The sequence below is a fragment of the Bradyrhizobium ottawaense genome (assembly GCF_900099825.1).
GTDB classification, from domain to species: Bacteria; Pseudomonadota; Alphaproteobacteria; order Rhizobiales; family Xanthobacteraceae; genus Bradyrhizobium; species Bradyrhizobium ottawaense_A.
On the sequence record NZ_LT629693.1, the window covers coordinates 1,486,125 to 1,512,432 of the forward strand.

The following is a 26,308-nucleotide window of genomic DNA, read 5'->3' on the forward strand; positions in this document are numbered from 1 at the left end:
AGATCGGGCCGAAGATTTGGCTTGCGGCTATTTCAAAAGTCGCAAAAGAGCTTGACCGGCTTTTGTGTTGAATTCCTTGGCATCCAACGTCCCATCATGATCTGAATCTGCGGCAGTGAAACGCTGCTCGACGACCGCGAGATACTCGTCCTTCGTGAGCGTTCCATCGTGGTCAGGATCGGCAGCGGCGAACTCTTTCGGAGTCAATCTGCGAGCCAATTCACGTTTGTCGAGAGTGCCATCATGGTCGCGGTCTAACTTGTCAAACAACGCTGATGCAGCCTTCTTCGCTTCCGCGAGGTCGACCGTGCCATCGTTATCCGTGTCAAACATTCGAATCCAATTCGAATGGCGGGACTTCGCTAAGACCGGCAATACTCCGGCAAGGAAGGTACCGGCGGTAAATGCGAAAACTATGGTGCGGCGCGGTATCATGGGGAGACCTTTCCCGGTTCCGATTTGCAATACGCAACTCCGCCGGCGAAAGCGAGTTCCCTCCCCCGAGTGGTAGATCCTGAGCGATGTTGAATCTTCGCTGTCGGAGCTCCGCTGGGTTCGACATTGGCTATCAACGTGCTTGCAACGTCCGTGTTGGGTCAAACGCGTCATCTGACGGTGTGCGGACTACTTCCGGTCTACTCTGCTAAGCAGATGTTTTCGGAGCCGGTCGACACTTCGCATTTGGGCCAACAACGGACTCGCGCAGACAACGCAATTCGTTTTCACTTTGGCGACGAAGCAACGACAAACTTCGCAGTGAGCGAGACCTTCGATTTTATGGAATTCGAGATGAAGCACTGTGCTTCAACGGTTTCCATGATTTCACGGGCACGTTCGAGTTCGGCTTTGTCTTTGAGGCTTACGCGCGGTCGAACCATGACTTCCGTGATGCGGTACTTGCCTTCGACATTTTCGAGCAGGCCTTCGGCTTCACTTTCATATCGCACCGGAGTCAGACCTTTCGCTTGGGCGAGCGTCAGGAAGGTCAGCATCATGCATGTATTGACTGAGCCGACGAGTAGCTCTTCAGGCGCCCAGATATCTGGTTCACCCTTAAACTCAGGCGGACTGCCAACGACGATGTTTGGTTTCCCCGACGCAGAAAGCGTGCCCCGTCGCGCGGAACTCCAGGCTGTGTTGGCCTTGTAGCGAAAGGATTTGTAGGCTCTCTTTGTCTCCACGCAAACCTCCTAGACCGCTGTCGCCGAAGGCGCTCTCGAGCTTCCGCTTCCGGCGGTTTCTCTCGAACTATATCGCGAGATGGCTAACGTCTGAAGTGGGTCAAACCCAGAAATACTCGCTGCGAGCAAATGTCTTCCGTTGTTCACCTGACAACGGACATGCAGCGACCACGGCGATACTTCCGATTTGTGCCAATAGGCGACAACGCCCTATGCGGCCCCACGACGTCAGTGACGTGCGTTTGTAAGGAGTAGAGTGATGCTAACCACAACTATCGTGAAAGCAAAAAAACCAAGAAGAGACCTCGTCAGCGTGCGTTCCCAGTTCGTCTGAACACGCGCCAACCAGAAAACCGTAATGAGGGATATGCAAACGGCAACGCCGACAGCAGGAGCATGGGCGTCTCGCGAAAGAGCTAAGGGAATTTTTAGTCCGATATAGGCCACGAATGCGCCCATATAGACAAACCAGGCCACCCAGCAGACCTCAAGCGCTTCCTTCAACGAGAGTTTTCGACCGAAGACTGGTAGCGGGCGCACAACCATGAGGACCGACACACCCACCACAGCGAGAGTGCCTAACCAAACCGGATCGCTGACCATCAATGACCCACCTATTCGGACTTTAGTTTGTAAAAGGAACAAATTAAAGCTCAGTAATTACTTGCCTACAATCTTTGCGCGGGAGCGGTCTTTTAGAGCTCAAGCCTCTTTTTGAGGTCTGCTGTGGGTCATTCGCGTCGTTTCCGGCATGCCCGACGATGTCCGGTTAGGGGGCATCTTCGGACTTGCGCCGAGCCATTCGCAGGCTGTAATCGATCCTCTTGAGAGTATACTTCTCAGAAATCTTCGCGCGGTCTGGCCCGCCACGGACTGTACCGGCGGGGAAACTATCTCTGTTGGTTACGTTGTCGGGAACACCGGCCTCTTTAGCGACCAAGCGCCACTTGCGTCGAAACTCGTGGGTCGACCACGGCAACCCGTTTGTGTCGCAAATAACAACAGGGCCGCTACACGGTAACAAGCCAACTAGTTCATCACCTTCGGCCACTAAAGTCTTGAGCTCTTCAAGAACCATTGGCGCAGTTCGTAGGTCTACCTCGATCCCACGACCACCCGATCCGACCGTGTGACGCAAGATCAAATTCTTGTCGATGTCAGACCACCGTAGGCCACGAAGCCACTTTTTGTTCTCCCGAACCACATCGGATTTGCCCAGCTCGCCGATCGGAACCCACTCTCCGATGACGTCCTTCTGTCCCAGCAGTAGCTCGAACTGCAATGCTTGGTCGAGCGCGATCGAAGGCCACCCAAAGTGCTCACGAGCGACCTTGCAAATCGCCCGCGCGTGTTCCGCAGTCATCGCCACCTTGCGCGGGGGCGAACTCACCAATTTAAGTTTACCGAGATCCTTAAACAATCGATCGCACTCACGATCTTCAAGCATCGAGCGGCCGAAACGAAACAGCTCGCGAAGTCGACTTACAAGCGACCGAGCCGTTGCAATCTTGCCATCGGCAAGCCAGCCGCGATACCAAGCCGTGAGTGTCCGAAATCGAATGTCCGGAAGCTTGGCGCCGCCGTGCTTCTCGATCAGACGATTTAGCTCAGCGTCATGGTTCTTGCGAACATGATACTTGAGCTTCAGGAAATCGGACTCCGGATCGGAGCGATAGCAATCGATCAGTTGCTTTAGCACGCGGCCCTTAGCGGAATTGCCTCCCACCTGTCAGCCTCCGAAGTATGTGATCAATATCAAACCGACTAACAATATCGCACCTGCAATGCCGACGATGCCATCGGCACGTATGAGGGTGCCGAGCAATCTTATTTCGAGTCGCTGGGGTTGTGCCACGAGTTGATCTCCATTGAAGAATGCCAAGGTCGAGTCGGCCGTGGCTGTGTTCAACATTGAGTGGCCACGCGCGCTGCCAGGCACAACGGCTTTTCGCGCGCTCTTGGATTGCCCTGCGCTTTCAAATAGATACGAATTTGGCATGGAGTTGCGCACTCCTGTCGAAAGAGCGCGGAGCCCCCGAAATTGCGTGTTTCTGTTTTTGCTATACCGCTAAGGGCATGGCGCTGCTGTCGAATTTCTGTCCGATGTGCGTTGCGTCAGTCATCCGTGAAAATCAAATGACTGACGGGCTCACTCGGGCCAGTCTTATCAATGAGATAAACCACCTCAGCGCTCTTTTGCCGTGAGCGCTGAGGTGCGTCGTTTGCGCGTTAGGCCGCCCGCTGCACATCAAGCATGAAGGTTCGCTTGGCCGCCTTGTAGTCGCGCTTCGCGCACGCTTGCCGAGCGGAGCCGGAGCATGCGAGCGAACAAACTTGTCGGAGAGATTTCTGCGCATCCTCTGTCCCTATCAGCACGACCACCGGGCATGACAGGGGGCAGCAGTAGGATAGGTGCCGAGTGCTGCACCAAGATGCGTCGTGTATTACCGTGCTGCCAGTCCGCCGACGGGGGAGCAAGGGCAATTGGACCGCTGTCCGTTGGGATGCGCTGCTACACGAGAAACCCTGCCCTTGTGCCGTGCATCCACGCCTTGCTTAGAGCAGGCGAGAAAGACGTGGATGGCCGGGACAAGCCCGGCCATGACGAAAATGCGCAATTACGCGCTTTGAAGGATCAACGGCCGTGGCCCTTCGAGACGGTCGCTCCGCAACCCCCTGTTGATAACGGCATGGCCGTTATGCGGGGGTGACGGGATCGAGATCAGCGTTTTCTCGGAAGCTCGCAACGCACGTAGGTCTGGCGCTTGGCCTGCCCGACCGGGCCGTTATCGATCACCAGCCTGCCGTCGGTCGCGATCGAGACCCGCGGGTTGGACTTGAATTTCTCACCCTCGCCTTCGCACGACAGCCGCATCTTCCAGGCGCGATCTCCGTCAGGCTTGATCTCGCCGGCGCGGCATCGCGTCTCGTACCAATAGAGCCGGTTGCCGCCCTCGATGCTCATGCGGTTGGCGCTGTCCCGGTCGGTGCAATCTTTTCTGGTCGATGCCCAAAACCCTTCATAGAGCTGCGCCCCCGATGCCACGCCACACCCGGCAACCATGACCCATCCAGCCGCAACCAGCGACAACGCTCTCATTTGAAAAATCCTGATGAAGTCAGTCTGCCTGAGTTGGTCGCCCACTCAGCGCAATTTGTTCAACGGCACCATCAGCGCCTCGCGCTCTTTGCCGTCGAACGGCGCCAGCGTTTCCTTGGTGATCGCGAGCGCGTTCGGTGCGGCCTTGTCGGCCTCCGCGGGATTGGAGCCCGCATGGTTTCTTTCATCGGACAGCATGGGGGTGTATGGTCACTACAAGCGAACCCAGCCGGCGGCGCTCGCAAGAGGAATCAACGAGCCGGGTTAGTTCTGCTGCATGCCGCTGAGCCAGGTTGGTACACACCAAGGCAAACAGGGAGGCAGTACGATGACGATCAGGCCAGACCCGACGTTTCACGCATCGCCGAAGCTTGCGATGGAAGCTCCGCCAGAGCGTTTCGCCTACACCTTGCTGCTTAGCCCAGACTTTTCAAAGCCCGACGCGCTCGCCGTGATCGACGTCAAGCCTGGCTCTTCGAGCTTCGGTCAGGTCGTCCACACCGTGACAATGCCCAACAAGGGGGACGAGTTTCACCATTTCGGGTGGAACGCCTGCTCGTCGTCTTTGTCACCGCTCACCGCACACACATTCCTGGAACGCCGTTACCTCATCATCCCCGGTATCCGATCCTCCCGGATTTACGTCATCGATACCAAGCCGGATCCCACCCTGGCCAAGATTCACAAAATTATCGAACCCGAGGAAATCTTCAAGAAGACCGGGTACTCGCGGCCGCACACGATCCACTGCGGGCCGGACGGCATTTACGTCAGCACGCTCGGCGGCGGCGGCAAGGATGGCACCGATGGACCGCCCGGCGTCTTCATCATGGACTGCGAGACATTCGATGTCCTCGGACGGTGGGAGATCGATCGCGGTTCTCAAAACCTGCACTATGACTTCTGGTGGAACCTGCCACGCGATTACATGGTGACCAGCGAGTGGGCGTTGCCACCGCAGTTCGAGAACGGAATTGTGCCCGAGGATCTTCTCTCAAACAAATATGGCCATCGGATCCACTTCTGGGATCTGCGGGCGCGGCGGAATGTTCAGACCATCGACCTCGGCGCCAACCATCAAATGGCGCTGGAGGTGCGTCCGGCGCATGATCCCGTTCGCGAGTACGGATTCCTGGGCGTCGTGGTCGACACCACAAACCTCGAAGGCTCGATCTGGACCTGGTGGCGCGAGGGCGGCAGGTTTCACATCGAGAAGACGGCGACGATCCCGCCCGAGCCTGCGTCGAAGGACCAGTTGCCGCCGCTCCTGCAGGGCTTTGGGGCCGTGCCGCCGCTGGTAACGGATATCGACCTGTCCATGGATGACAAGTTTCTCTACGTGTCCTGCTGGGGCACCGGCGAAATGCGTCAATACGACGTCAGCGATCCCAAAAAGCCCAAGCTTGCCGGATCGGTCCACATCGGCGGCATCGCACGCCGTACGCCTCATCCGAACGGCAAGGCCTTTGCAGGCGGTCCGCAGATGGTGGAGATCAGCCGCGACGGCAAACGCGTATACTGGACCAACTCACTCTACTCGACCTGGGACGACCAGTTCTATCCAAGCGGAATACCCGGCGCCGAGGTAATGGCCAATGCCAGTCCGGGCGGTGGCCTCGAGCTGGCAAAGGACTATTGGGTCAGCTTCCCCGACGGCTACCGGGCGCATCAGATCCGGCTCGACGGCGGTGACTGTTCGACCGATTCGTTCTGCTATCCGTCGGTTTGAATGTGAGCGCAGCCGATTGGACACCTGCCTGGCTCTGGCTGGCTGTCGTCGCGAGCGGCCTCTACCACGGCGCAAATCCGGGAATGGGGTGGCCGCTCGCCGTGTCGGCTGGATTGATGGAAAGGAGTTCGCGGGCCATGCCGGCCGCGCTTGGGGCGCTAGCGGCCGGCCATCTGCTCGCGATGCTGCTGGTGATCCTTCCCTTCGCGCTGCTGGTCGCCCTCGTCGAATGGCAGCGCCAGGTACAGATCGGCGCCAGCCTCCTTGTCATCGGATTCGGTATCTTCCGCCTCGTCTACCGGCGCCATCCACGCGCGTTGGCGCGGATACGACCGACACAACTGGGGCTCTGGTCCTTCGCCGTGGCAATCGCCCATGGCGCGGGGCTTATGCTGGTGCCGATCTATCTCGGCCTCTGCCGGGAAGCCGACCTCGACAGAGGCCACATGGCAGCTGGGACCCTGATCAATGCCAATCTCGGTATGGCCGCGCTGGTCTCCGTCGTCCACGCCGCCGCCATGATCGCGGCCGGCGGATGCCTGGCATGGCTGGTCTACCGCTTTTTTGGTCTCAAATTCATATCGCGGAGCTGGTTCAATCTGGATATGTCCTGGGCCATTAGCCTCATTCTGGTGGGGGCCGTCGCACTGGTGCTCGGCCTCACGGAGTAGCGCGAACGCCGCGCGGCACCGCCGTACCACCGCGATCCAACTCAAATTGGGCAAGCGCGCCGAATCACCGCAGCTTGTTCAACAGCCCCATCAGCGTCTCGCGCTCTTTGGCGTCGAGCGGCGCCAGCGTTTCCTTGGTGATCGCCAGCGCATTCGGCGCGGCCTTTTCGGCCAGTTGCTGGCCGGCGCGGGTGAGACTGACCAGCAGGCGGCGACCATCCTCGGGGTCGGGGCTGGTCTCGGTCAGGCCACGTGCGGTGAGGCGATCGATCACGCCCTTGATGGTGGCGACGTCCATCGCGGTCAGCCGCCCCAGCAGGTTCTGCGAGCACGGCCCGGTCTCGGTCAACTTCGCCAGCGCCGCCCACTGCGCCGACGTCAGGTTGATGCCGATTTCGCGGGCGAAGATCGTGGCATGGCGCTGCCAGACCTGGCGCAGGATGAAACCGATCTGCTCGTCGAGAATGTAGGACGGCCGCGACGGCTTGACGCTCCGTTTCGGCAAAACACTCCTTCCCATCTGCGCTCCCCGCCTCCCTATTTTCCGCCGCTCACAATGACAGATGCGCGTCCCGGATATCCGGCCGCGCGTCGAGTTCGGCCATCGTGCCGCCGAAACAGATCTTGCCGCGTTCGATGATGTAGGCGCGATCCGAGATCAACCGCGCGAAATGCAGGTTCTGTTCGGACACCACGATGCTCACGCCCTCTTTCTTCATCGCCAGGATCGCATCGACCATCTGCTCGACGATTTTTGGCGACAGGCCTTCCGAGGGCTCATCGAGTAGCACCAATGATGGATTGCCCATCAGCGTCCGCGCGATCGTCAGCATCTGCTGCTCGCCGCCGCTCATGCGACCGCCCGGGCGGTTGCGCATTTCGCCGAGATTCGGAAACAGCGTGAACAGCTTTTCGCGGGTCCAGTATGGCGCGTTCGGCCGCTTCGGCTGCTTGCCGACTTCGAGATTTTCCTCGACCGTGAGATCCGTGAAGATCCGCCGCTCCTCCGGCACATAGCCGAGCCCGCCGCGCACGATCGCATAGGTCGGCTCGGTCGACACGTCCTTGCCCTCGAACACGATTTTGCCGGAACGGTTTTGGACCAGTCCAACGATGGAGCGGAACGTGGTCGACTTGCCGGCGCCGTTGCGGCCGAGCAGTGCGACCACCTCGCCCTCACCGACTTCGAGCGCGATATCGAACAGGATATGCGCCGGGCCGTAGAAGCTGTTGAGACCCTCGACAGACAGTTTCATGCGCCGGCCCCCTCGCGGTGGCGCGCATCGTAGACCAAGCCCTCGCCGAGATAGATGGCGCGCACCTGCGGATTGCCGCGGACTTCCTCCGGCGAGCCCTCGGCGATCAGCGTGCCGCGGTTCAAGACGAGAATGCGGTCGGCATGCTCGAACACCACGTCCATGTCGTGCTCGGTAAAGAGCACGCCGATCGACTGTTCGCGGGCGATGCGCGCGGTCAGCCGCATCAGTTCGATGCGTTCGCGCGGCGCCATGCCGGCGGTCGGCTCATCCATCAGCAGCAGCTTCGGCTGGTTGGCGAGCGCGATCGCAAGCTCCAGACGCTTGAGATCGCCATAGGCAAGCTCGCCGCAGGGGCGCCCGGCATAGGCGCCCATGCCGACGAGATCGAGCAGCCGGCCGGCCTCCTCGCGCGCGCAAGCCGCAGTCGACGTCCACAGATTGAACAATTGCCGGCCATACGACACCAGCGCAACCTGGACGTTTTCGCGCACCGTCATGGTCGGGAACGTCGCCGTAATCTGGAAGGTGCGGCCGACGCCGAGCCGCCAGATCGCGCGCGGCTTCCGGCCGGCCGTATTCTCACCGAGCAACCTGATTTTGCCGCTGTCCGGAATGTTCTGGCCATTGAGCATATCGAAGCAGGTGCTTTTTCCCGCGCCGTTCGGTCCGATCAGCGCCAGGATTTCGCCGGCGCGCAATTCGAACGACACGCCCCGCACGGCATGAACGCCGCCATAGGACTTGCTCAGGTTCTCGACCGACAGCAGTGTGGGGACCATGCTCATTCGGCGGTCTCGATCCGGGATGTCAGCAACGCCGACTTCGACGCAGAGGATTGCCGGCGGTTTTTGATCGTCTCCAGCATGCCGACGATGCCTTTGGGGAATACGACCACGATCAGCACGATGAAGCCGCCGAGCACCAGCTTGGACAAATCGGTCTGGCTGACCAGCCAGATGTTGAGCGCCTTGTAGACGATGGCGCCGACCACAGCACCGGACACCGTCTCGACGCCGCCGAGCAGCACCATGACAAGCGCATCGACCGACAGCGAAATGCCGAGGCTGTCCGGGAACACGCTGCCCTTGAGATAGGCGAACAGCGCGCCGGCCACGCCGGCGACGGTGCCGGCGATCACGAAGGCGGTCCACTGCACGCGCTTGCCGTTGATGCCGATGGCCTCGCTGCGCAGCGGCGAGTCCCGCGTCGCGCGCAGCGCAAAGCCGAATGGCGAGAACACGATCACCCTGAGCGCCGCGACCGCCAGTGCTGCGATCCCGAGCGACAGCCAGTAGAAACTCGCAGGGCTCGCCGCCCACTTCTCCGGCCAGACACCCAGAATGCCGTTGTCGCCGCCGGTGACCGCAACCCACTGGAACGCGATCGACCACACGATCTGCGCAAAGGCCAATGTCAGCATCGCAAAGTAGACGCCGGACAATTGCACCGCGAAGAAGCCGAACACGGCCGCGCCCAGCAGGCCCAGCAGCGGACCGAGCAGCAGCGAGACGATCATCGGCAGTCCCGCCAGCTTGGCGAGGAACGCGACGCCGTAGGCGCCGAGCCCGAAATAGGCGGCATGACCGAACGAGGCGAGCCCGCCGACCGACATCAGGAAGTGGAGACTGGCGGCGAAGATCACGAAGATCGCGATTTCGCTTCCGACCGTCAGCGCGTAATTGCCGGCCACAAGCGGCAGCGCCGCCGCCACGATCAGCGCGGCGAGCGAAGCCAGCCGTTCGCCCGAGGTCAGCGGCCGCCACGGATTGACCGTCAGACCTGGCGTACGCCGCGCCGCGGCTTCCGGTTTGCCAAACAGGCCCCAGGGCCGCACGATCAGAACCACCGCCATCACCAGAAACACCAGGATGATGGAGATCTTCGGGAAAATCAGGATGCCGAAGGCGTTCAGTTCGGACACCAGCACCGCCGCGACAAAGGCGCCGATGATGCTGCCGAGCCCGCCGATCACGACCACGACGAAGACGTCGACGATGATCCGCAGGTCCAGTGCGTGATGTACGGCATCGCGCGGAATCTGCAGCGCGCCGCCGAGGCTGGCGAGAAAGACGCCGAGCGCGAACACGCTGGTGAACAACCATTTCTGATTGACGCCAAGCGCCGCCACCATGTCGCGGTCCTGCGTCGCCGCGCGCACCAGCACGCCCCAGCGGGTGCGCTGGAACAATAGCCACAGGATACCGAGCACGACCGGACTGATCACGATCAGGAACAGGTCGTAGCTTGGAATGTTCTGGCCGAAGAAATCGATCGCGCCCTTGAAGCCGGGGGCGCGACGGCCGAGCAGATCGTCCGGACCCCAGATCAGCACCACGAGGTCTTCGACCATCAGGGTCAGGCCGAACGTCGCCAGCAACTGGAACAGTTCCGGCGCATGATAGATCCGCCGCAGCAGCACCATCTCGACGAGGACGCCGAGGGCGGCGACGATCAGCGCCGCGGCGACAACGCCGCCCCAGAAGCCGAACGCGCCGGAAAACCGCTCGGTCAGCGTGAACGCGACATAGGCGCCGAGCATATAGAACGCGCCATGGGCGAAGTTGACGATTCGAGTGACGCCAAAAATGATCGACAGCCCCGACGCAACCAGAAACAGCGACGCCGCGCTGGCAAGACCGGTCAGGAACTGAACGACATAAAAGGCCATGGGTGGTCCGCTAGAGCACATTCCAGTGCAGTGGCTTCATCCTTCGAGACGGCGCTTCGCGCCCCCTCAGGATGAGGATGAGGTCTTTCTGACTAACCTCGCCCCGCTTGCGGGGAGAGGTCGAAATTCGAGCGAAGCCTGAATTTCGGGTGAGGGGGACTCTCCGCGTACCCAACTCTCTCCTGCACCCGCGGATAGAGCCCCTCACCGTAGCCGATGCTTTGCATCGGCGTTCTTCTTAAGGACGGCGACCGTAGGTCGCCTATGCCTCTCCCCGCAAGCGCGGGGCGAGGGAGAAGTTCACGACTGCCTCAATCCTTCGGGCGAAGCTTTTCGACTTCGGCGTCACCAGGGAGATAGTCGCCGCCCTTGCGATAGACCGAATCCACCATCACACCCTTGCCGTCCTTCTGCGCGGTCTTGCCGACATAGGCGCCAAGCGTCGACTGGTGGTCGATCTTGCGGAAGGTGATCTCACCGAACGGCGACGGCATCGACAGGCCTTCGGCCGCCGCGATCAGCTTCTCCGGATCGCTCGAGCCGGCCTTGGCGAGAATCGCCGCCGCCGCCTTGATGGTCTGGTAGCCGACGATCGAACCGAGCCGCGGATAGTCGTTGTACTTGGCCTGATAGGCCTTGAGGAATTTGTCGTGATCCGGCGTCTTGATGTCGTACCAGGGATAGCCGGTGACGATCCAGCCTTCCGGCGTCTCGTCCTTCAGCGGATCGAGATATTCCGGCTCGCCGGTCAGGAACGAAACAACCTTGCGGTCCTTGAAGAGACCGCGGGTATTGCCTTCACGCACCAGCTTGACGAGATCGGCGCCGAAGGTGACGTTGAGGATCGCCTCGGGATTGGCGGCGGCAACCGCCTGCACCACCGGGCCCGCATCGATCTTGCCCTGCGGCGGCCACTGCTCGTCGACCCAGACGATATCGGGGCGCTTCTCCGACATCAGCTTCTTGAACACCGCAACGGCGGACTGGCCGTATTCATAGTTCGGCGCGATCGTCGCCCAGCGCTTGGCGGGCAGTTTTGCCGCCTCCTCCACCAGCATCGCCGCCTGCATGTAGTTTGAGGGACGCAGCCGGAACGTATAGCGGTTGCCCTTCGACCAGGTGACGGCGTCGGTCAGCGGCTCCGCCGCCAGGAAGAACACTTTCTTCTGATTTGCAAAATCGCTGACGGCGAGACCGATGTTGGACAGGAAGGTGCCGGTCAGCATCGCGACGTTCTCGCTCGACACCAGTTCGTTGGCTGCGGTCTGGGCGTCGGCCGGCTTGCCGCCGTCATCCTTGGAGACGACGACGAGCTTCTTGCCGCCAATGCCGCCCGCGGCATTGATTTCCTCGACCGCGAGCTGCCAGCCCTTGCGATAGGGCTCGGTGAAGGCGGGCAACAGCGAATAGCTGTTGATTTCGCCGATCTTGATCTCGGCCTGCGCCATCGCGTTGTTCGCAAAGCCTGCGACCGCGATCGCCAATCCCGCGCCGAGCAAATGTCTACGTTGCATCCTCAACCCTCCAAATGTCCGAGAAACTATCTTAGACCGTCTTCGCCTTTGACTTCAGAAACCGTCAAGCCGCCGACCCGCGGCAATGGCCTGCCGCTGTCGGTAACCGCAACCGCGACCATGATCTCGTTGGCGCGCGGCGCGTCGTTGATCTGCACCTCCATGCCGTCGAAATGGCTGCGCACGAAGGCTGCGTCCTTGTGGCCGAGCGGGATATCGAGCGTCGTGCCCGGTCCGCTGCGCTTCTTGGACGACGGGATCAACGCTGCTCCCTTGCCCAACACCTTGCGCACCGGTGCGCCCATCTTGGGATGCAAGATCGCGGCCGCGTGTTCGAGTTCGCCGTTCTCGCCGACGGCGGCGGCCTTGCCGTAGCTGTGCGCCTTGGCGCCGTCGATCCCGAGCGCCGCCACCGCCTTTTTCGACAGCAACTCGCCGAGTTCCTCACCGATCGCGATCAAGGGCGAGAGGTCCTCGACATAGCGGCCGGCAAACGGGTTTTCGATCACGGCGATCGCCGCCGCCCGCCGGGTCGGTGGCGCGACCTTTTGCCCCATCTCCAGATGGGTCTCCTCGACCACCGTGACGATTTTGCGAATGATCGCGCTCATTTATTCGCCTCGCTCCCGATCAGACATGCACCGTACCCTGTATCGCGCGTCCATGAAGCGCCGGCAACGCGCATGTCCCAATTCCCGTCGTTCCCACTACAACCGTCTCGCCCAACAGACGCAAGGCGGCGCTTTCGATCAATCCGGCCGCGAACAACTGCTGCGCCTGGCCGGCCCCTGCCCGCAGCGCCTGCTCGACTTCGTTCTCCCCGAGCGCGCCGAGGTCGCGGGTGACAAGGCGCGCGCCGAGATCGCTGTCCGGCTGCAACTCGTTCGCGGGGCAACGGACAACAGCGGGGTGGCCGGGCAGATCGACGGCGTTGGCGATGATGGTAGCGGCGGCATCGGCCTGCGACGCCGTTCGCGCCAGCACGGTGACGGCGTCGGCGATCCCGAGCGAAAAGCTGCGGCCATGGCGTCCGCTGGTGGCGACGCCGCGCGCCGGATCGTCGGCGTCGATGGTCATCGCGCGCAGCAGGCCATGCCGGTCCGGCCGGTCCATCAGGCCGATCGTGAATTGTTCGCCGTCAGCCAGATGCAGGGCGATATCGCCGCCATTGTTGACATAGGCACGATCGAGCTGCGCCGCGCCGAGCATGGCGCCGAGAATCTCTTCCGCCACCGAACCCGCTACGGCTGCCATCGGCGTGATGAAGTGATCGGCGACAAACGGCGCCACCGCCATGTGCATGCGGCGCGCGACGACGCCTTGCAGTGTGCAACGAACCGGATCGGCCGCCTGGCGCAATTCAGCCAGTTCCGTGCAGAGTTCATCGAGCAGACCGGTGAAGCGATATGCCGCGGCCTGATAGGCCGCGTGCACGTCCGCGTCGCTGCCTTTCGCCTCGATGACCAGATCGATCGGACCATCCTGCAAATGCAGCCGCTTGCCGTCAGGAAGAAGCGCCATTTGCGGGAGGCGTTTCATGCACGCCGTCCTGGAATGTAGGGCATCGGCCGGGTTTCGGTATTGTCCCTCAGCGACGTCAATGGAACCACGTGATCCATATGGCCGCCAAGCGCGGCATAATCGGACAGTTTGAGCGTGAATTCGATCGGCGCGACCAATGCCGGCGTCGGCACATAGCCGAAGGCGCCCGCCGGCATCTGGGTGACATCGACCATGAAGGTGATGCCGCCGCCGGGCCAGACATAAACCGGCGCGCCGCCGCTGGTGACCCGCGTCAACGCGTCCTTGACCGACCGCGTCAACCGCACCGGATTGTCGGTGACGCCGGCCCGCAACGAGCCGCCGGCGCCGCCCATGAACAGCACCGTGCACAGCGCCGGCTCGCAGTTCTCCTGAATGCGTTCGACCGAGAGTTTCAGATCGAGCGGCATCTGCTTCTCGACCGGACGCAACGCCTCGTCGAGTTCGTAATAGGCCGCGTGCTCGCCAGTGGTCGAGACCATCAGCATGGTGAGCCCCGGCCGCGCCTCCTTGGGATCGAACGGCCCCAGCACCGACAGCGGATCGGAGATTTTGGTGCCGCCCCAGCCGGTGCCGGGTTCGGCGACCTGGAAGTAACGGCCCGGCGTCGAGCGCCGGCCCTTCATCTTGATCCCGGTATCGGGAATATCCAGCAGTTTGCCGGCCTGGTGTTCCGAGAGCACGCCGGTGATGTGGTCATCGACGACCACGACCTCATCGACCTTGCCGTGCCATTGCTTGGCGAACATGCCGATCGTCGCCGAGCCGCAGCCGACCCGCATCCGCTCTTCCGGCACGCCGTTCACGATCGGCGGACAGCCCGCCTGCACCACGACCGTGGCGCCGCCATCGACGGTCAGCTCCACCGGCTTGCAATTGGAGAGATCCATCAACGCATCGCAGGTGACGCGGCCTTCCTTCTTGGAGCCGCCGGTCAGATGATGCACGCCGCCGAGCGACAGCATCTGCGAGCCGTATTCGCTTGTCGTGACATGGCCGATCGCCTCGCCCTGGGCGCGCACCGTCGCCGTCTCGGGGCCGAGATAGCGGTCGGTATCGATCTTCACCTTGAGGCCGCAATAGCTGAAAATGCCTTCGGTCACGACCGTGACCATGTCGACGCCGTCGATCTCGGATGAAACGATGAAGGGCGCCGGCTTGTAGTCGGGATAGGTCGTTCCGGCGCCGATCGCGGTCACGAACACGCTGGGTTCGTGAACCAGTTTGCCATCCCAGTCGCCGCCGGCCTGGAACGGCACCAGCCGTCCGCCATGCGACACCGTTCGCTCCAGCACGATGTGCGGATCGACCCGCACCAGTTCGCCGTCGTGATTGGCATAGCGATCGCACGCGCCCGCCGCACCCGGCTTGATGTAGCACATCACCGGACAGGCATCGCAGCGGATCTTGTCGCCGATGGCGGCGGTCGAAACGTCGGTCATGAACAAGCCTGCAGTTCGGGAGGCCGCGATCGCAGCCCGCGGCGTCGCGGATGCGATCATTTGTTCGTACACGAACGATGTTGCGCGTGGACCGAAATCCTGTCAAGCGGCAACAAAAGCGAAAATGCGGGATTGCCGCATAAAAACTCATTTGCCTCGCCCCTTGTTCATAAAGCGGGCAGCGCGCTGCGGCGCGGGAACGCGCGGCTTGCACGTTTGTACACAAACGGTATCTTTCCCTTCGCTTAGGCGCGGGATTTTGCAGCGCAGCAGCGAGGGGCTGGAGGAGCATGACGCAGAGCAAGATGCGCCTGACCGTGAACGGCAAGACCTGCGACGTCGATGCCGCGCCCGACACCGCCTTGCTTTATGTCCTGCGCAACGACCTCGCCTTGAACGGACCGAAATATGGCTGCGGGCTCGGCGAATGCGGCGCCTGCGCCGTGCTGATCGACGGCGTCGCGGCGCGCTCCTGCGTCATCCCGATCGAAGGCTGTGTCGGCCGCGACATCGTGACGCTCGAAGGGCTCGGCTCGCGCGAACATCCCGATCCCGTGCAGCAGGCCTTCATCAGCGAACAGGCCGCGCAATGCGGCTATTGCCTGAACGGCATGATCATCACCATCAGGGCGCTACTCAATCGGAGCGCCCGGCCTTCCGAAGCCGAGGTGATGGAAGCGCTGCGTCATCATCTCTGCCGCTGCGGCGCGCATATCGAAATCAAGCGCGCGGCGATGCGCGCCGCGGGCCATGTCGTCGAGGCGCAGAGCTGATGGCCGCGCCGGACTCTCCCGAACATGGTGAACGGTTGCAGGGAACGCTGACCGTCGTTCGTCCCGCCTCGCCGGTCGAAGCCGTCAGGTTCGAGACCTTCATCAGGATCACATCAGACGGATCGGTCACCGCCTATAACGGCCATGTCGATCTCGGCACCGGCATCCGTACCGCGCTCGGGCAGATCGTCGCCGAAGAACTCGACGTGTCCTTTGCCCGCGTCGTGGTCGTGCTCGGCGATACCTCGCGCGTGCCGAACCAGGGCGCGACGATCGCGAGTGAAACCATTCAGATCACGGCCGTGCCGCTGCGCAAGGCCGCGGCGCAGGCACGGCAGTATCTCGTGGCACGCGCGGCGGAGCGGCTGGAGCTTGCGGTCGAAGATCTCACCATCGAAGACGGATTGGTGCGCGGCAAGGACAACCGCAGCGTCAGCTATGGCGAACTGATCTCGGGCGAAACCATCCGCCTCGAACTATCGGACGAAGTCCCGGTCAAGGACGTCGGCGCCTATTCCATCGTCGGGCAATCGGTGCCGCGCATCGACCTGCCGGCGAAAGCGACCGGCGAACTGGTCTACGTTCACGATGTCCGCGTGCCCGGCATGCTGCATGGCCGCGTCGTGCGCCCGCCTTATGCCGGCGTCGATGCCGGCGATTTCGTCGGCACCAGCCTGATCGCCGTCGACGAAGCTTCGGTACGCGATATTCCGGGACTGGTCGCTGTGGTCAGGATCGGCGATTTCGTCGGCGTCGTCGCCGAGCGCGAGGAGAACGCGATCAAGGCGGCGGCACAGTTGAAGGTTACGTGGAAGCCCACGCCGACGCTGCCTGATCTCGGCGACATCCCGACGGCGCTGCGCGCCAATCCTTCCGAGCCGCGAACGCTGATCGACAAGGGCGACGTCGATGCGGCGATCGCAGGCGCCGCCAAGGCCATGCCGCGGACCTATGTCTGGCCGTACCAGATGCACGCCTCGATCGGACCGTCCTGCGCGGTTGCCAACCATCAGGACGACCAGACGCGGGTCTGGTCCGGCACGCAGAATCCGCACCATCTGCGCACCGAACTGGCGCGACTGATCCACCGGCGCGAAGCCGAGATCGAGGTGATCCGGCTCGAAGCCGCCGGATGCTATGGCCGCAACTGCGCCGACGACGTTTCCGCGGACGCGGTGCTGCTGTCGCGCGCGGTTGGCCGCCCCGTCCGCGTGCAATTGACGCGTGAACAGGAGCACGCCTGGGAGCCCAAGGGCACGGCGCAGTTGATGGATGTCAATGGCGGGATGAACGCCGATGGCAGCGTCGCCGGTTATGACTTTGCGACGCGCTATCCCTCGAATGGCGCGCCGACGCTGGCGTTGCTGCTGACAGGCGAAGTCCCGAATACGCCCGCCGTGTTCGAGATGGGCGATCGCACCGCGATCCCGCCTTACGATTACGACCATCTGCGCGTGGTGGCGCATGACATGCCGCCGATCGTACGCGCCTCGTGGCTGCGCGGCGTCTCGGCGCTGCCAAATACGTTCGCGCATGAATCCTGGATCGACGAGGTCGCGTCCGAGGCCGGTGTCGATCCGATCGAGTATCGCCTGCGCTATCTGAAGGATTCTCGCGCGGTCGATCTCGTCAATGCGGTCGCGGAGCGCGCCGGCTGGAAGCCGCGGCCGGTGCGGCAGGAGCCGGAAGCCGAGGGCGATATCGTGCGCGGGCGCGGCTTCGCCTACGCGCTTTATGTCCACAGCAAGTTTCCAGGCTACGGCGCGGCGTGGTCGGCATGGATTGCGGACGTCGCCGTCAACAAGGCGACCGGCGACGTCAGCGTCACCCGCGTCGTCGCGGGCCAGGATTCCGGCCTGGTGATCAATCCGGACGGCGTTCGTCACCAGATTCATGGCAACGTCATCCAGTCGACCAGCCGCGCGCTGATGGAGGAGGTCTCGTTCGACCGCTCTTCGGTGACGGCGCGGGAATGGGGCGCCTACCCCATCATCAAGTTTCCCGAGGTACCGAAGATCGACGTGCTGATGCTGCCGCGGCAGGACCAGCCGCCGCTCGGCGTCGGCGAGTCCGCGTCCGTCCCCAGCGCCGCCGCTATCGCCAACGCAATCTACGATGCCACCGGCGTGCGGTTTCGCGAACTGCCGTTCACGCCGGAACGTATCCTGAAGGGATTGCACGGTGAAGAGTCCTCGCCATCAGCAGCGTTGCCCGCACCTGCTTCCGCGCCGCCTTCGCGCCTACGGCAAAATCCGTTCGGTGTCCGGCGTGGCGTGCTGGCAACCGCCGCCGCCCTGTGCGCCGCCGTGGTCGGTATCGGTGCCGCGGTGCTGCCGTGGCGATCAATCGCGCCGATCGCGCGGCCGGATGCCTCGGTCTATTCGGCGGCGACGATCGCCCGCGGCCAGCAACTCGCGGCGCTCGGCGATTGCGCCGTGTGCCACACCTCCGTGAACGGCATTCTCAACGTCGGCGGCCGGCCATTGCAGACGCCGTTCGGCACCATCTATTCGACCAACATCACCCCCGATGTCGAAACCGGCATCGGCGCGTGGTCCTATCCTGCCTTCGAACGCGCGATGCGCGAAGGCATCCATCGTGACGGCCGGCATCTCTATCCGGCCTTTCCCTACACGCATTTCGCCAGGACCAGCGACGCCGATCTGCAGGCGCTCTATGCCTATCTGATGGCGCAGTCGCCGGTGCGCGCCGACGCGCGGACAAACGCGCTGGCGTTCCCGTTTAACCTGCGTCCGCTGCTGGCGGGGTGGAACGCGCTGTTCCACAAGCCCGCGGTATTCCAGGCTGATGCGAGCAAATCCGAGACATGGAATCGCGGCGCTTATCTGGTCGAAGGTCTCGGCCATTGCAGCGCCTGCCATTCGCCGCGCAACGCGCTGGGGGCGGAACGGGCGAACGCCTATCTCGCCGGCGGATTTGCCGAAGGCTGGGAAGCGCCGCCGCTGACGTCGCTGTCGCGGTCGCCGATCCCATGGAGCGAGGACGAGCTGTTCGCCTATTTGCGCTCGGGCGAATCCCGCTTTCACGGCGTCGCGGCCGGGCCGATGGCGCCGGTCGTGAAGGAGTTGGGCGCGTTGCCCGACCAAGACATCCGCGCCATGGCGGTCTATCTCGCGTCCTTCAACGAGACTGCCGTCGATCAGCATGCCCTCGCCGCCAAACTCGAAGCCGCGACCGGCACGAGCGCAGCGGCGGCGGCCAGCGTCGGTGCCCGGCTCTACCAGGGCGCCTGCGCGGTATGCCACGAGGTCGGCGGCGCGCCGCTGTTCGGCAGCCGGCCGTCGCTGGCGCTGAACAGCAATCTGCACAGCGCGCATCCGGACAACCTGGTTCAGGTCATTCTCCACGGCATTGCGGCACCGGCCTCGTCCGACCTCGGCTATATGCCCGCCTTCAAGGACAGTTTTACCGACGGCCAGGTCGCCGAACTGGCCTCCTACCTGCGGCGGCAATTTGCCCCGGACAAGCCCGCCTGGACCGATATTAACGCGACGATTGGCCGTATTCGGCAGGAACTTGCGCGCTGAGCTGCCATGCCGCCGCCAAATCCCACTGGTTGGGCGGCTTCCGGCACGATAGAGTTCCCTCATGGCAGTTACCGATATTGCATCCCGGACCTACAACCATGGCTGGCGGCTCGATCCGATCGTGCGCAGCCTGCTCGACACCGACTTTTACAAGCTGCTGATGCAGCAGATGATCCGGGAGTTCTACCCGGAGCAGCAGGTGACCTTCTCGGTCATCAACCGCAGCAAGCACGTGCGGCTCGCCGAGGTGATCGACGAGAGCGAGTTGCGCGCGCAGCTCGACCACGCCCGCACCATCCGCTTCTCCAAGAAGGAGCTGATCTGGCTCGCCGGTAACACGTTCTACGGCAAGACCCAGATGTTCTCGCCGGATTTCATCAACTGGCTCGCCAATTTCCGCCTGCCCGAATACGAACTGCGCAAGGTGGACGGTCAGTACGAATTGCATTTCCACGGGCCGTGGACCCACACCACGATGTGGGAGATCCCGGCGCTCGCGATCATGAACGAGCTGCGTTCGCGGGCTTCGACCAAGGGGCAAGGCCGCTTCGTGCTCGACGTGCTCTATGCCCGCGCCAAGGCCAAGCTGTGGTCCAAGGTCGAGCGGCTGCGCAAGCTGGACGGCCTGCGGCTGTCCGACTTCGGTACCCGCCGCCGCCACGGATTCCTGTGGCAGCGCTGGTGCGTCGAGGCGGTCAAGGAAGGGCTTGGCTCGTCCTTCACCGGCACTTCCAATGTGCTGCTGGCGATGGACAACGATCTCGAAGCGATCGGCACCAACGCACATGAACTGCCGATGGTCGCCGCAGCCCTTGCCAACGACGATACCGAATTGCGCTGGGCGCCCTATCGCATTCTCGATCAGTGGCGCCATACCTATGGCGGCAACCTGCTGATCGCCCTGCCCGACGCCTTCGGCACCAAGCCGTTCCTGCGCGACGCGCCGGACTGGGTCGCCGACTGGACCGGCTTTCGTCCCGACAGCGCACCGCCGATCACGGCCGGCGAGGAGATCATCAAGTGGTGGAAGCAGAAGGGCCGCGATCCCCGCGAGAAGCTGCTGGTGTTCTCCGACGGCATGGATGTCGGCTCAATCGAGGAGACCTACCGCCATTTTGCCGGCCGTGTTCGCATCTCGTTCGGCTGGGGCACCAACCTCACCAATGATTTCGTCGGCTGCGCGCCGGATGGTTCGGCCGACCTCGATCCGATCTCGCTGGTCTGCAAGGTGACGTCGGTCGATGGCCGGCCCGCCGTCAAGCTGTCGGATAATCCCGAGAAGGCCACCGGGTCGGCGTCCGAGGTCGAGCGATACTTACGCGTGTTCGGCAATGCCGGCCGCGTCCGCACCGCCGTGCACGTCTGAACGGCCGCACATCCATTCAAGATCCAACGACCTGACGAGCTCTCCATGCCCGCACCCAAGCCGCCTGCCTTCGAAACGCTGAGCCTGCACGCCGGCCAGCGCCCGGACCCCACGACCGGCGCCCGCGCAGTTCCTATCTATCAGACCACATCCTATGTGTTTCAGGATTCCGACCACGCCGCGGCGCTGTTCAACCTCGAACGCGCAGGCCACATCTACACGCGCATTTCGAATCCGACGACCGCGGTGCTCGAAGAGCGGCTCGCCGCGCTGGAGGCCGGCGTCGGCGCGGTCTGCACCGCCAGCGGCATGGCGGCGCTGCATCTCGCAATCGCGACGCTGCTTAATGCCGGCGACCATATCGTCGCTTCTTCCTCGCTCTATGGCGGTACCATCAACCTCCTGGCGCACACGCTGCCGCGCTTCGGCATCACGACTACTTTCGTCAAGCCCCGCGGGCTCGACGAATTCCGCGCCGCGATCAAGCCGAACACGCGGCTGGTAATCGGCGAGACCATCGGCAATCCCGGGCTGGAAGTGCTGGATATTCCAGCCGTGGCCCAGATCGCACATGACGCCAAGATACCGCTCCTGATCGACAACACTTTCGCGACGCCGTTCCTCAGCCGGCCGATCGAGCTCGGCGCTGATATCGTGATGAACTCCGCGACCAAATGGATCGGCGGCCACGGCATCGCGATCGGCGGCGTCATCGTCGACGGCGGCCGCTTCGACTGGCACGCCAGCGGCAAATTCCCTGTTCTGACCGAGCCCTATGCCGGCTATCACGGTATCGTCTTCGACGAGCAGTTCGGCCAGGCCGCGTTCATCATGCGCGCCCGCACCGAAGGCCTGCGCGACTTCGGCGCCTGTCTGTCGCCGACCAATGCGTTTCAGCTGCTGCAGGGCGTCGAGACGCTGGGCGTGCGGATGGAGCGGCATATGACCAATACGCTGGCAGTGCTCGAATTCCTCACCGCCAACAAGGCGGTCGAGTGGGTGCTGCATCCCGCGCTTGAGAGCCATCCCGATCATGAGCTGGCGAAGCGGCTGCTGCCGCGCGGCGCTGGATCGATCGTCTCGTTCGGCATCAAGGGCGGCCGGCCCGCGGGCAAGAAGTTCATCGAGACGCTGCGCATGATCAGCCACCTCGCCAATGTCGGCGACGCCAAGACGCTGGTGATTCATCCCGCCAGCACCACGCATCAGCAGATGGACGCCGCCCAGCTCAAGGCCTCCGGGATCGGCGAGGAACTGGTACGGCTGTCGGTCGGCATCGAGACGGTGTCCGACATCATCGACGATCTCGGCCAGGCGCTCCGCGCGTCGCAGAAGGTGTGAGCCATGCAGCTTTCCGTCAATGGAATTGACACCTTCGTCGCCACCGGCGGCCGTCCGTTCGATCCGGCGTTGCCCGCGGTCGTGATGCTGCACGGTGCCGGCTTCGATCATTCGACCTGGGCGTTGCACAGCCGCTGGTTCGCGCATCACGGCTATTCGGTATTGGCGCCGGACTTGCCCGCGCATGGCCGTTCGTCCGGTGCGGCGCTTCCGACCATCGCCGAGATGGCCGACTGGACCGCCGCCCTGCTCGACGCCGCCGGCGCGCCGAGGGCCAGGCTGATCGGCCACTCCATGGGCTCGCTGATCGCGCTCGAGACCTCGGCGCGACATCCGGACAAGGTCTCCGGTCTCGGCCTGATCGGCACCGCCGCGACGATGACGGTGGGTCCCGATCTGCTCAAGGCCGCCGAGGCCAACGATCCCGATGCGTTCGACATGGTGTCGATCTGGGGCCTCGGCTTCAAGGCCGAGCTCGGCGGCAGCCTCGCGCCGGGCCTGTGGATGCATCAGGGCGCACAACGCGTGCTGCGGCAGTCGCGCCCCGGCGTGTTGTTCAGCGATCTCAACGCCTGCAATGCCTACCAGAACGCGCTGGCCGCGGCCGCGCAGGTCAAGGTGCCCACGACGTTCGTTCTCGGCGAGCGCGACATGATGACGCCGCCGAAGGCCGGCAAGACACTGGCCGCCGCGACGCCGAACGCCCGCACCGTGGTGCTGCCGGGCGCCGGCCACATGATGATGGTCGAAGCGCCCGACGAATTGCTGGCGGCATTGCGGTAACGGTCTCTCCTCATCCTGAGGAGCGCGGAACGCGCGTCTCGAAGGATGAGAGCCACCAGCCGGGCCTCATGGTTCGAGACGCCGCGGAGCCTGTCATCGGGCGCGCGTTCGCGCGACCCGTTGGCGGCTCCTCACCATGAGGGTCACATCACTGCCGCGCGGCCTTCTTGCGCTCCACGGGGTGAATATCGATCGCGCGCAGGCGGCCCATCCGAAGCACATCCATCGCCAGCGTGCGGTCGATGCGGTCGCGGTCGAGCACGCGGATCAGGTCGTCGACACCGTTGATCCCGACGCCGTCGAGTTTGATCACGACGTCGCCGGGCAACGCGCCGGCTCGCGCCGCCGGACTATCCGGCTCGATCTGCGCCAGCAGCGCGCCCATCGTGTTGTCGACGCCGGCCACCACCGCATGCCGCCGCGGGATCGGCGCGGTCTGGCCGGAGACGCCGATATAGGCGCGCCGGACATAGCCGTGGCGGATGATCTCCGACAGCACGAACTGCGCGGTGTTGCTGGCGACCGCGAAACATATCCCCTGCGCGCCGTTGATGATCGCGGTGTTGATGCCGATCACCTCCGACGACGACGACACCAGCGGTCCGCCGGAATTGCCGGGGTTGAGCGCGGCATCGGTTTGGATCACGTCCTCGATGGTCCGGCCGCTCACCGAACGGATCGAACGGCCGAGCGCCGAGACCACGCCGGCGGTCACCGTCGATTCGAAGCCCAAGGGGTTGCCGATCGCGACCACGAGCTGGCCGCGGCGCAGGCTTTTGGAATTGCCGAGCGAGGCATAATGCAGATCGCGGGCGCCATCGGCCCGCAACAGCGCAAGGTCGGTGTCGGGATCGACGCCGAGCACGTGGGCATCGGTGACAAAACCCTCGGTGTCGCGCAGCCTGATCTCTTTCGATGTGCCGACCACATGGCTGTTGGTCAGCACCAGCCCGTCCGGCGAAATCACGATTCCAGAGCCAAGCCCGCCGCGCTCCCGGCCGGTACGCACCTTCGGCCCGGTCTCGACACGGACGACCGCGGGGCCAACCCGCTCGGTCACGCCGATCACGGCGTTGGAATAGGCGTCCAGCAAGGCCTGGTCGTTGACGGGGGTGGATTCAGGGGTACCCGACGACTGCAGGTCGTCGGCAATATCTGAGGCAATATCCAGCATGGCGAATTCCTTCGGTCACCTCAGATGGTGGCCGGAATTAGCCGCCGCAAGTGCCTCTGCTGCAGGCGCAAGGCTGCTCTGATCCCTATTGCGCCCGCCGCAAGCTCGACGGCCGGGCCTTGACGGGATCGAGCAGTGACCAGTCGCCCTGCTCCAGCGTATAGCCTTGCGGAAACGGTGCCCGCAGCTCCAGCCCGAGCGAGCGCAATACCCGGTCGTCGCGGTAATAGCATTGCAGCACGACGCGGACGAGCGTTGCGGCAGCAGCGCCGCCGGTGGCGCGGAACTCCCTGGTGACCGCATCGCGCCTGACGGCATCGAGATCGGTGAGCGGCTTGCCGGCGAGACGCGCGAGATGGTCGAGTGCGGCAACGACCGGGACGGTATCGCGGCCGAGCGTCTTGAGGATGTCGGCCTGGACCGCCGCATCGTCGGCGCCGGGCACCTTGTATTCCTCGCTCGCGGGAATGATCATGCCGGCGACGGTGCGGAGATCGTCGCGCTGGCGCTGGGTCAGGGTTGGTTCGGACATTATTTCCTCAATCAAACAGATTGGCGAGGCGCTGCTTCATCTGGTCGGCGATGTAGAGCGCAATGGCCTGGATGGTGGAGGTCGGGTTGACGCCTCCAGAGGTGACGAACACGCTGCCGTCGACGATGAACAGGTTCTTCACGTCGTGCGAGCGGCCCCATTCGTTCACCACCGAACGGGCCGGATCGGTGCCCATGCGCGCGGTGCCGAGCAGATGCCAGCCGCCATAGAGGATCGGCGAGTTGACGCAGATGTCGGTGGCGCCGGCCGCGGTGAGCACTTCCCTGGCCCGCGCGATGCCATGCTCCATCATTTTGCGGCTGTTCTCGCTGATGGTGTAGTCGATGCGTGGCGCCGGGATGCCGTGGCTGTCCTTCAGGACTGGATCGAGCGTGACGCGGTTGTGTTCCTCCGGCAGGTCCTCGCAGATCGCCGACGCCGCCAGCCGGTGGCCGTTGAGTTTGCGGAAGACGCGATGATGATCGGCACCCCACGGGAGGAGGCCTTTGGCCTCGCTGGCGACGGCCTCGAACACCGGGCCGGCGCCGCGGCCGAACTGGATGCCGTAGCCGCGCACGAAGTCGCGCGACGGATCGGTCTCGTAGAATTCCTTGCTCCAGAGGCAGGTCGGCGGCGCGCGGTTGCTGTCGGTCGGTGCTTCCACATAGCCGTAGACCTGCGCATAGGGATGGAACATCAGGTTCTTGCCGACCAGGCCTGAGGAATTGGCGAGCCCGTCCGGAAAGCGTTCCGACTTCGAATTCAACAGCAGCCGCGGCGTGCCGACGCCGTTGCAGGCGACGATGACGACTTCGGCGGGTTGAAACTGTTCGACGCCGTCCTTGTCGTAAAAGATCACGCCCGAGGCCATGCCGTCCTCGTTGGTCGTGATCTCGCGCACCCGGCAGTGCGTGCGTAATTCGACCCCGGCGCGCAGCGCCGCCGGCCAGTAGGTGATGTCGGTCGAGGCCTTCGCGCCCTGCGCGCAGGCCGGCGTGCAATGGCCGAGATTGATGCAGCGGGCGCGACCTTCGTAATCCATGGTCGCAACCGTCGTATCCGACGGCCACCAGTGCCAGCCGAGTTTGTTCATGGCCTTGCCGATCATCGCGCCGGATTTGCCGAGCGGCTGCGGCGGCATCGGCGGATCGGTCAGCGGCGACGCGGGATCGCCCGACAGGCCGGAGGTGCCCATCATGCGGTCGTTCTCGGCAAAGAACGGCACCAGCGTGTCGTAGCCGATCGGCCAGTCGTCGGCGACGCCGTCGAGCGTTTTGACGCGGAAGTCGGACGGATGCAGCCGCGGCCAGTGCGCGGTGTACATCACGGTCGAACCGCCGACGCCATTGAAGTTCACCACCTTGATCGGCGAATTGTCCTCGTTGATCGGATAGTCCTCGGGCCGGGCGCGGATGTTCGGGCTCGGCGAATAATCGCCATAGAACCGCGCCTCCCAGTCGCGCCCCGTGCTCGGATATTCCGACGGCTTCATCCAGTCGCCCTGGTCGAGACAGAGGATGTGCATCCTGGTATCGGCGAGACTCCACGCCACCGCCGCGCCGGATGCGCCGGCACCAATGATCAGGACGTCAACGGGTTTATGCTTCATTCCAGTTCCTTAAGCTTTCTCTTTCGTCATTCCGGGGCGGCTCGCAGAGCCGAACCCGGAATCTCGAGATTCTCAG

At 63.4% G+C, this 26,308-nt stretch carries 23 protein-coding genes and 1 pseudogene; 7 read left to right on the forward strand and 17 right to left on the reverse strand.

All coding sequences use genetic code 11. The features are described 5' to 3' along the window. Positions 1–27 precede the first annotated feature (27 nt). The 6 genes and pseudogenes from BLR13_RS06985 to BLR13_RS07020 all read right to left on the reverse strand — a co-directional run. Entirely contained in the window at positions 28–435 is a 408-nt protein-coding gene (locus tag BLR13_RS06985; protein ID WP_074826049.1) for an EF-hand domain-containing protein, read from the reverse strand. A 287-nt stretch (positions 436–722) separates the two neighbouring features. After that, positions 723–1,181 (reverse strand): OsmC family protein, encoded by a 459-nt coding sequence (locus BLR13_RS06990; protein ID WP_074826047.1) that lies wholly within the window; start codon positions 1,179–1,181, stop codon positions 723–725. A 228-nt stretch (positions 1,182–1,409) separates the two neighbouring features. After that, positions 1,410–1,784 carry a hypothetical protein gene (locus BLR13_RS06995; protein ID WP_074826043.1) on the reverse strand — a complete coding sequence of 125 codons (375 nt, stop codon included), beginning with the start codon at positions 1,782–1,784 and terminating at the stop codon, positions 1,410–1,412. A 166-nt stretch (positions 1,785–1,950) separates the two neighbouring features. Then, positions 1,951–2,907 (reverse strand): hypothetical protein, encoded by a 957-nt coding sequence (locus BLR13_RS07000; protein ID WP_197679526.1) that lies wholly within the window; start codon positions 2,905–2,907, stop codon positions 1,951–1,953. A 996-nt stretch (positions 2,908–3,903) separates the two neighbouring features. Beyond that, on the reverse strand, positions 3,904–4,281 hold the full coding sequence (locus tag BLR13_RS07015) for a hypothetical protein (RefSeq protein WP_074826025.1): 378 nt from the start codon (positions 4,279–4,281) through the stop codon (positions 3,904–3,906). A gap of 45 nt (positions 4,282–4,326) precedes the next feature. Then, a pseudogene (locus tag BLR13_RS07020) lies at positions 4,327–4,434 on the reverse strand (MarR family transcriptional regulator); the annotation flags it as partial. A 175-nt stretch (positions 4,435–4,609) separates the two neighbouring features. Between BLR13_RS07020 and BLR13_RS07025 the strand changes: the two are divergent. Together BLR13_RS07025 and BLR13_RS07030 are read left to right on the forward strand one after the other, a co-directional pair. Next, positions 4,610–6,010: a selenium-binding protein SBP56-related protein gene (locus BLR13_RS07025; RefSeq protein ID WP_074826022.1), complete on the forward strand. Its 1,401-nt coding sequence runs from the start codon at positions 4,610–4,612 to the stop codon at positions 6,008–6,010. A 2-nt stretch (positions 6,011–6,012) separates the two neighbouring features. Continuing rightward, entirely contained in the window at positions 6,013–6,681 is a 669-nt protein-coding gene (locus BLR13_RS07030; RefSeq protein WP_074831817.1) for a hypothetical protein, read from the forward strand. A gap of 64 nt (positions 6,682–6,745) precedes the next feature. Here BLR13_RS07030 and BLR13_RS07035 read toward each other — a convergent pair whose 3' ends face one another. The 8 genes from BLR13_RS07035 to BLR13_RS07070 all read right to left on the reverse strand — a co-directional run bounded on the left by BLR13_RS07035 (position 6,746) and on the right by BLR13_RS07070 (position 15,106). After that, positions 6,746–7,201, reverse strand: coding sequence for a MarR family winged helix-turn-helix transcriptional regulator (locus BLR13_RS07035; RefSeq protein ID WP_074826019.1), 456 nt, complete (start codon positions 7,199–7,201; stop codon positions 6,746–6,748). A 31-nt stretch (positions 7,202–7,232) separates the two neighbouring features. Continuing rightward, entirely contained in the window at positions 7,233–7,937 is a 705-nt protein-coding gene (locus BLR13_RS07040; RefSeq protein ID WP_074826015.1) for an ABC transporter ATP-binding protein, read from the reverse strand. Further along, entirely contained in the window at positions 7,934–8,725 is a 792-nt protein-coding gene (locus BLR13_RS07045) for an ABC transporter ATP-binding protein (RefSeq protein WP_074826012.1), read from the reverse strand. The genes BLR13_RS07040 and BLR13_RS07045 overlap by 4 nt, the downstream gene beginning before the upstream one ends. Beyond that, the gene (locus tag BLR13_RS07050; protein ID WP_074826009.1) at positions 8,722–10,608 is read right to left on the reverse strand and encodes an ABC transporter permease; all 1,887 of its coding nucleotides are present in this window, start codon (positions 10,606–10,608) and stop codon (positions 8,722–8,724) included. The genes BLR13_RS07045 and BLR13_RS07050 overlap by 4 nt, the downstream gene beginning before the upstream one ends. 311 nt (positions 10,609–10,919) lie before the next feature. After that, on the reverse strand, positions 10,920–12,122 hold the full coding sequence (locus BLR13_RS07055) for an ABC transporter substrate-binding protein (RefSeq protein WP_074826007.1): 1,203 nt from the start codon (positions 12,120–12,122) through the stop codon (positions 10,920–10,922). A gap of 26 nt (positions 12,123–12,148) precedes the next feature. Next, positions 12,149–12,733 (reverse strand): amino acid synthesis family protein, encoded by a 585-nt coding sequence (locus tag BLR13_RS07060; RefSeq protein ID WP_074826004.1) that lies wholly within the window; start codon positions 12,731–12,733, stop codon positions 12,149–12,151. 19 nt (positions 12,734–12,752) lie between these two features. Beyond that, the gene (locus BLR13_RS07065; RefSeq protein ID WP_074825999.1) at positions 12,753–13,661 is read right to left on the reverse strand and encodes a UPF0280 family protein; all 909 of its coding nucleotides are present in this window, start codon (positions 13,659–13,661) and stop codon (positions 12,753–12,755) included. Further along, positions 13,658–15,106: a 6-hydroxynicotinate reductase gene (locus BLR13_RS07070; protein ID WP_074831816.1), complete on the reverse strand. Its 1,449-nt coding sequence runs from the start codon at positions 15,104–15,106 to the stop codon at positions 13,658–13,660. The genes BLR13_RS07065 and BLR13_RS07070 overlap by 4 nt, the downstream gene beginning before the upstream one ends. A gap of 290 nt (positions 15,107–15,396) precedes the next feature. Between BLR13_RS07070 and BLR13_RS07075 the strand changes: the two genes are divergently transcribed. The 5 genes from BLR13_RS07075 (at position 15,397) to BLR13_RS07095 (ending at position 22,917) form a co-directional block, all read left to right on the forward strand. Further along, positions 15,397–15,879, forward strand: coding sequence for a (2Fe-2S)-binding protein (locus BLR13_RS07075; protein ID WP_074825995.1), 483 nt, complete (start codon positions 15,397–15,399; stop codon positions 15,877–15,879). Next, on the forward strand, positions 15,879–19,427 hold the full coding sequence (locus BLR13_RS07080; RefSeq protein ID WP_074825993.1) for a molybdopterin cofactor-binding domain-containing protein: 3,549 nt from the start codon (positions 15,879–15,881) through the stop codon (positions 19,425–19,427). Before BLR13_RS07075 ends, BLR13_RS07080 begins: the two co-directional genes overlap by 1 nt. Positions 19,428–19,488: 61 nt before the next feature. Continuing rightward, complete coding sequence (pncB, locus tag BLR13_RS07085) at positions 19,489–20,793, forward strand: nicotinate phosphoribosyltransferase (protein WP_074825990.1); 1,305 nt, start codon at positions 19,489–19,491, stop codon at positions 20,791–20,793. Positions 20,794–20,838: 45 nt separating this feature from the next. Then, a complete protein-coding gene (locus tag BLR13_RS07090; protein ID WP_074825986.1) occupies positions 20,839–22,134 on the forward strand; it encodes an O-acetylhomoserine aminocarboxypropyltransferase in 1,296 nt (431 codons plus the stop codon). 3 nt (positions 22,135–22,137) lie between these two features. Next, entirely contained in the window at positions 22,138–22,917 is a 780-nt protein-coding gene (locus BLR13_RS07095) for an alpha/beta fold hydrolase (RefSeq protein ID WP_074825983.1), read from the forward strand. 148 nt (positions 22,918–23,065) lie between these two features. Here the strand turns inward: BLR13_RS07095 and BLR13_RS07100 are convergent, their stop codons facing one another. From BLR13_RS07100 to BLR13_RS07110, 3 genes are all read right to left on the reverse strand, one after another. Next, a complete protein-coding gene (locus BLR13_RS07100; protein WP_074825981.1) occupies positions 23,066–24,091 on the reverse strand; it encodes a S1C family serine protease in 1,026 nt (341 codons plus the stop codon). A gap of 85 nt (positions 24,092–24,176) precedes the next feature. Next, entirely contained in the window at positions 24,177–24,623 is a 447-nt protein-coding gene (locus tag BLR13_RS07105; RefSeq protein WP_433994260.1) for a hypothetical protein, read from the reverse strand. A 7-nt stretch (positions 24,624–24,630) separates the two neighbouring features. Beyond that, a complete protein-coding gene (locus tag BLR13_RS07110; protein WP_074825978.1) occupies positions 24,631–26,232 on the reverse strand; it encodes a GMC family oxidoreductase in 1,602 nt (533 codons plus the stop codon). Positions 26,233–26,308 lie beyond the last annotated feature (76 nt).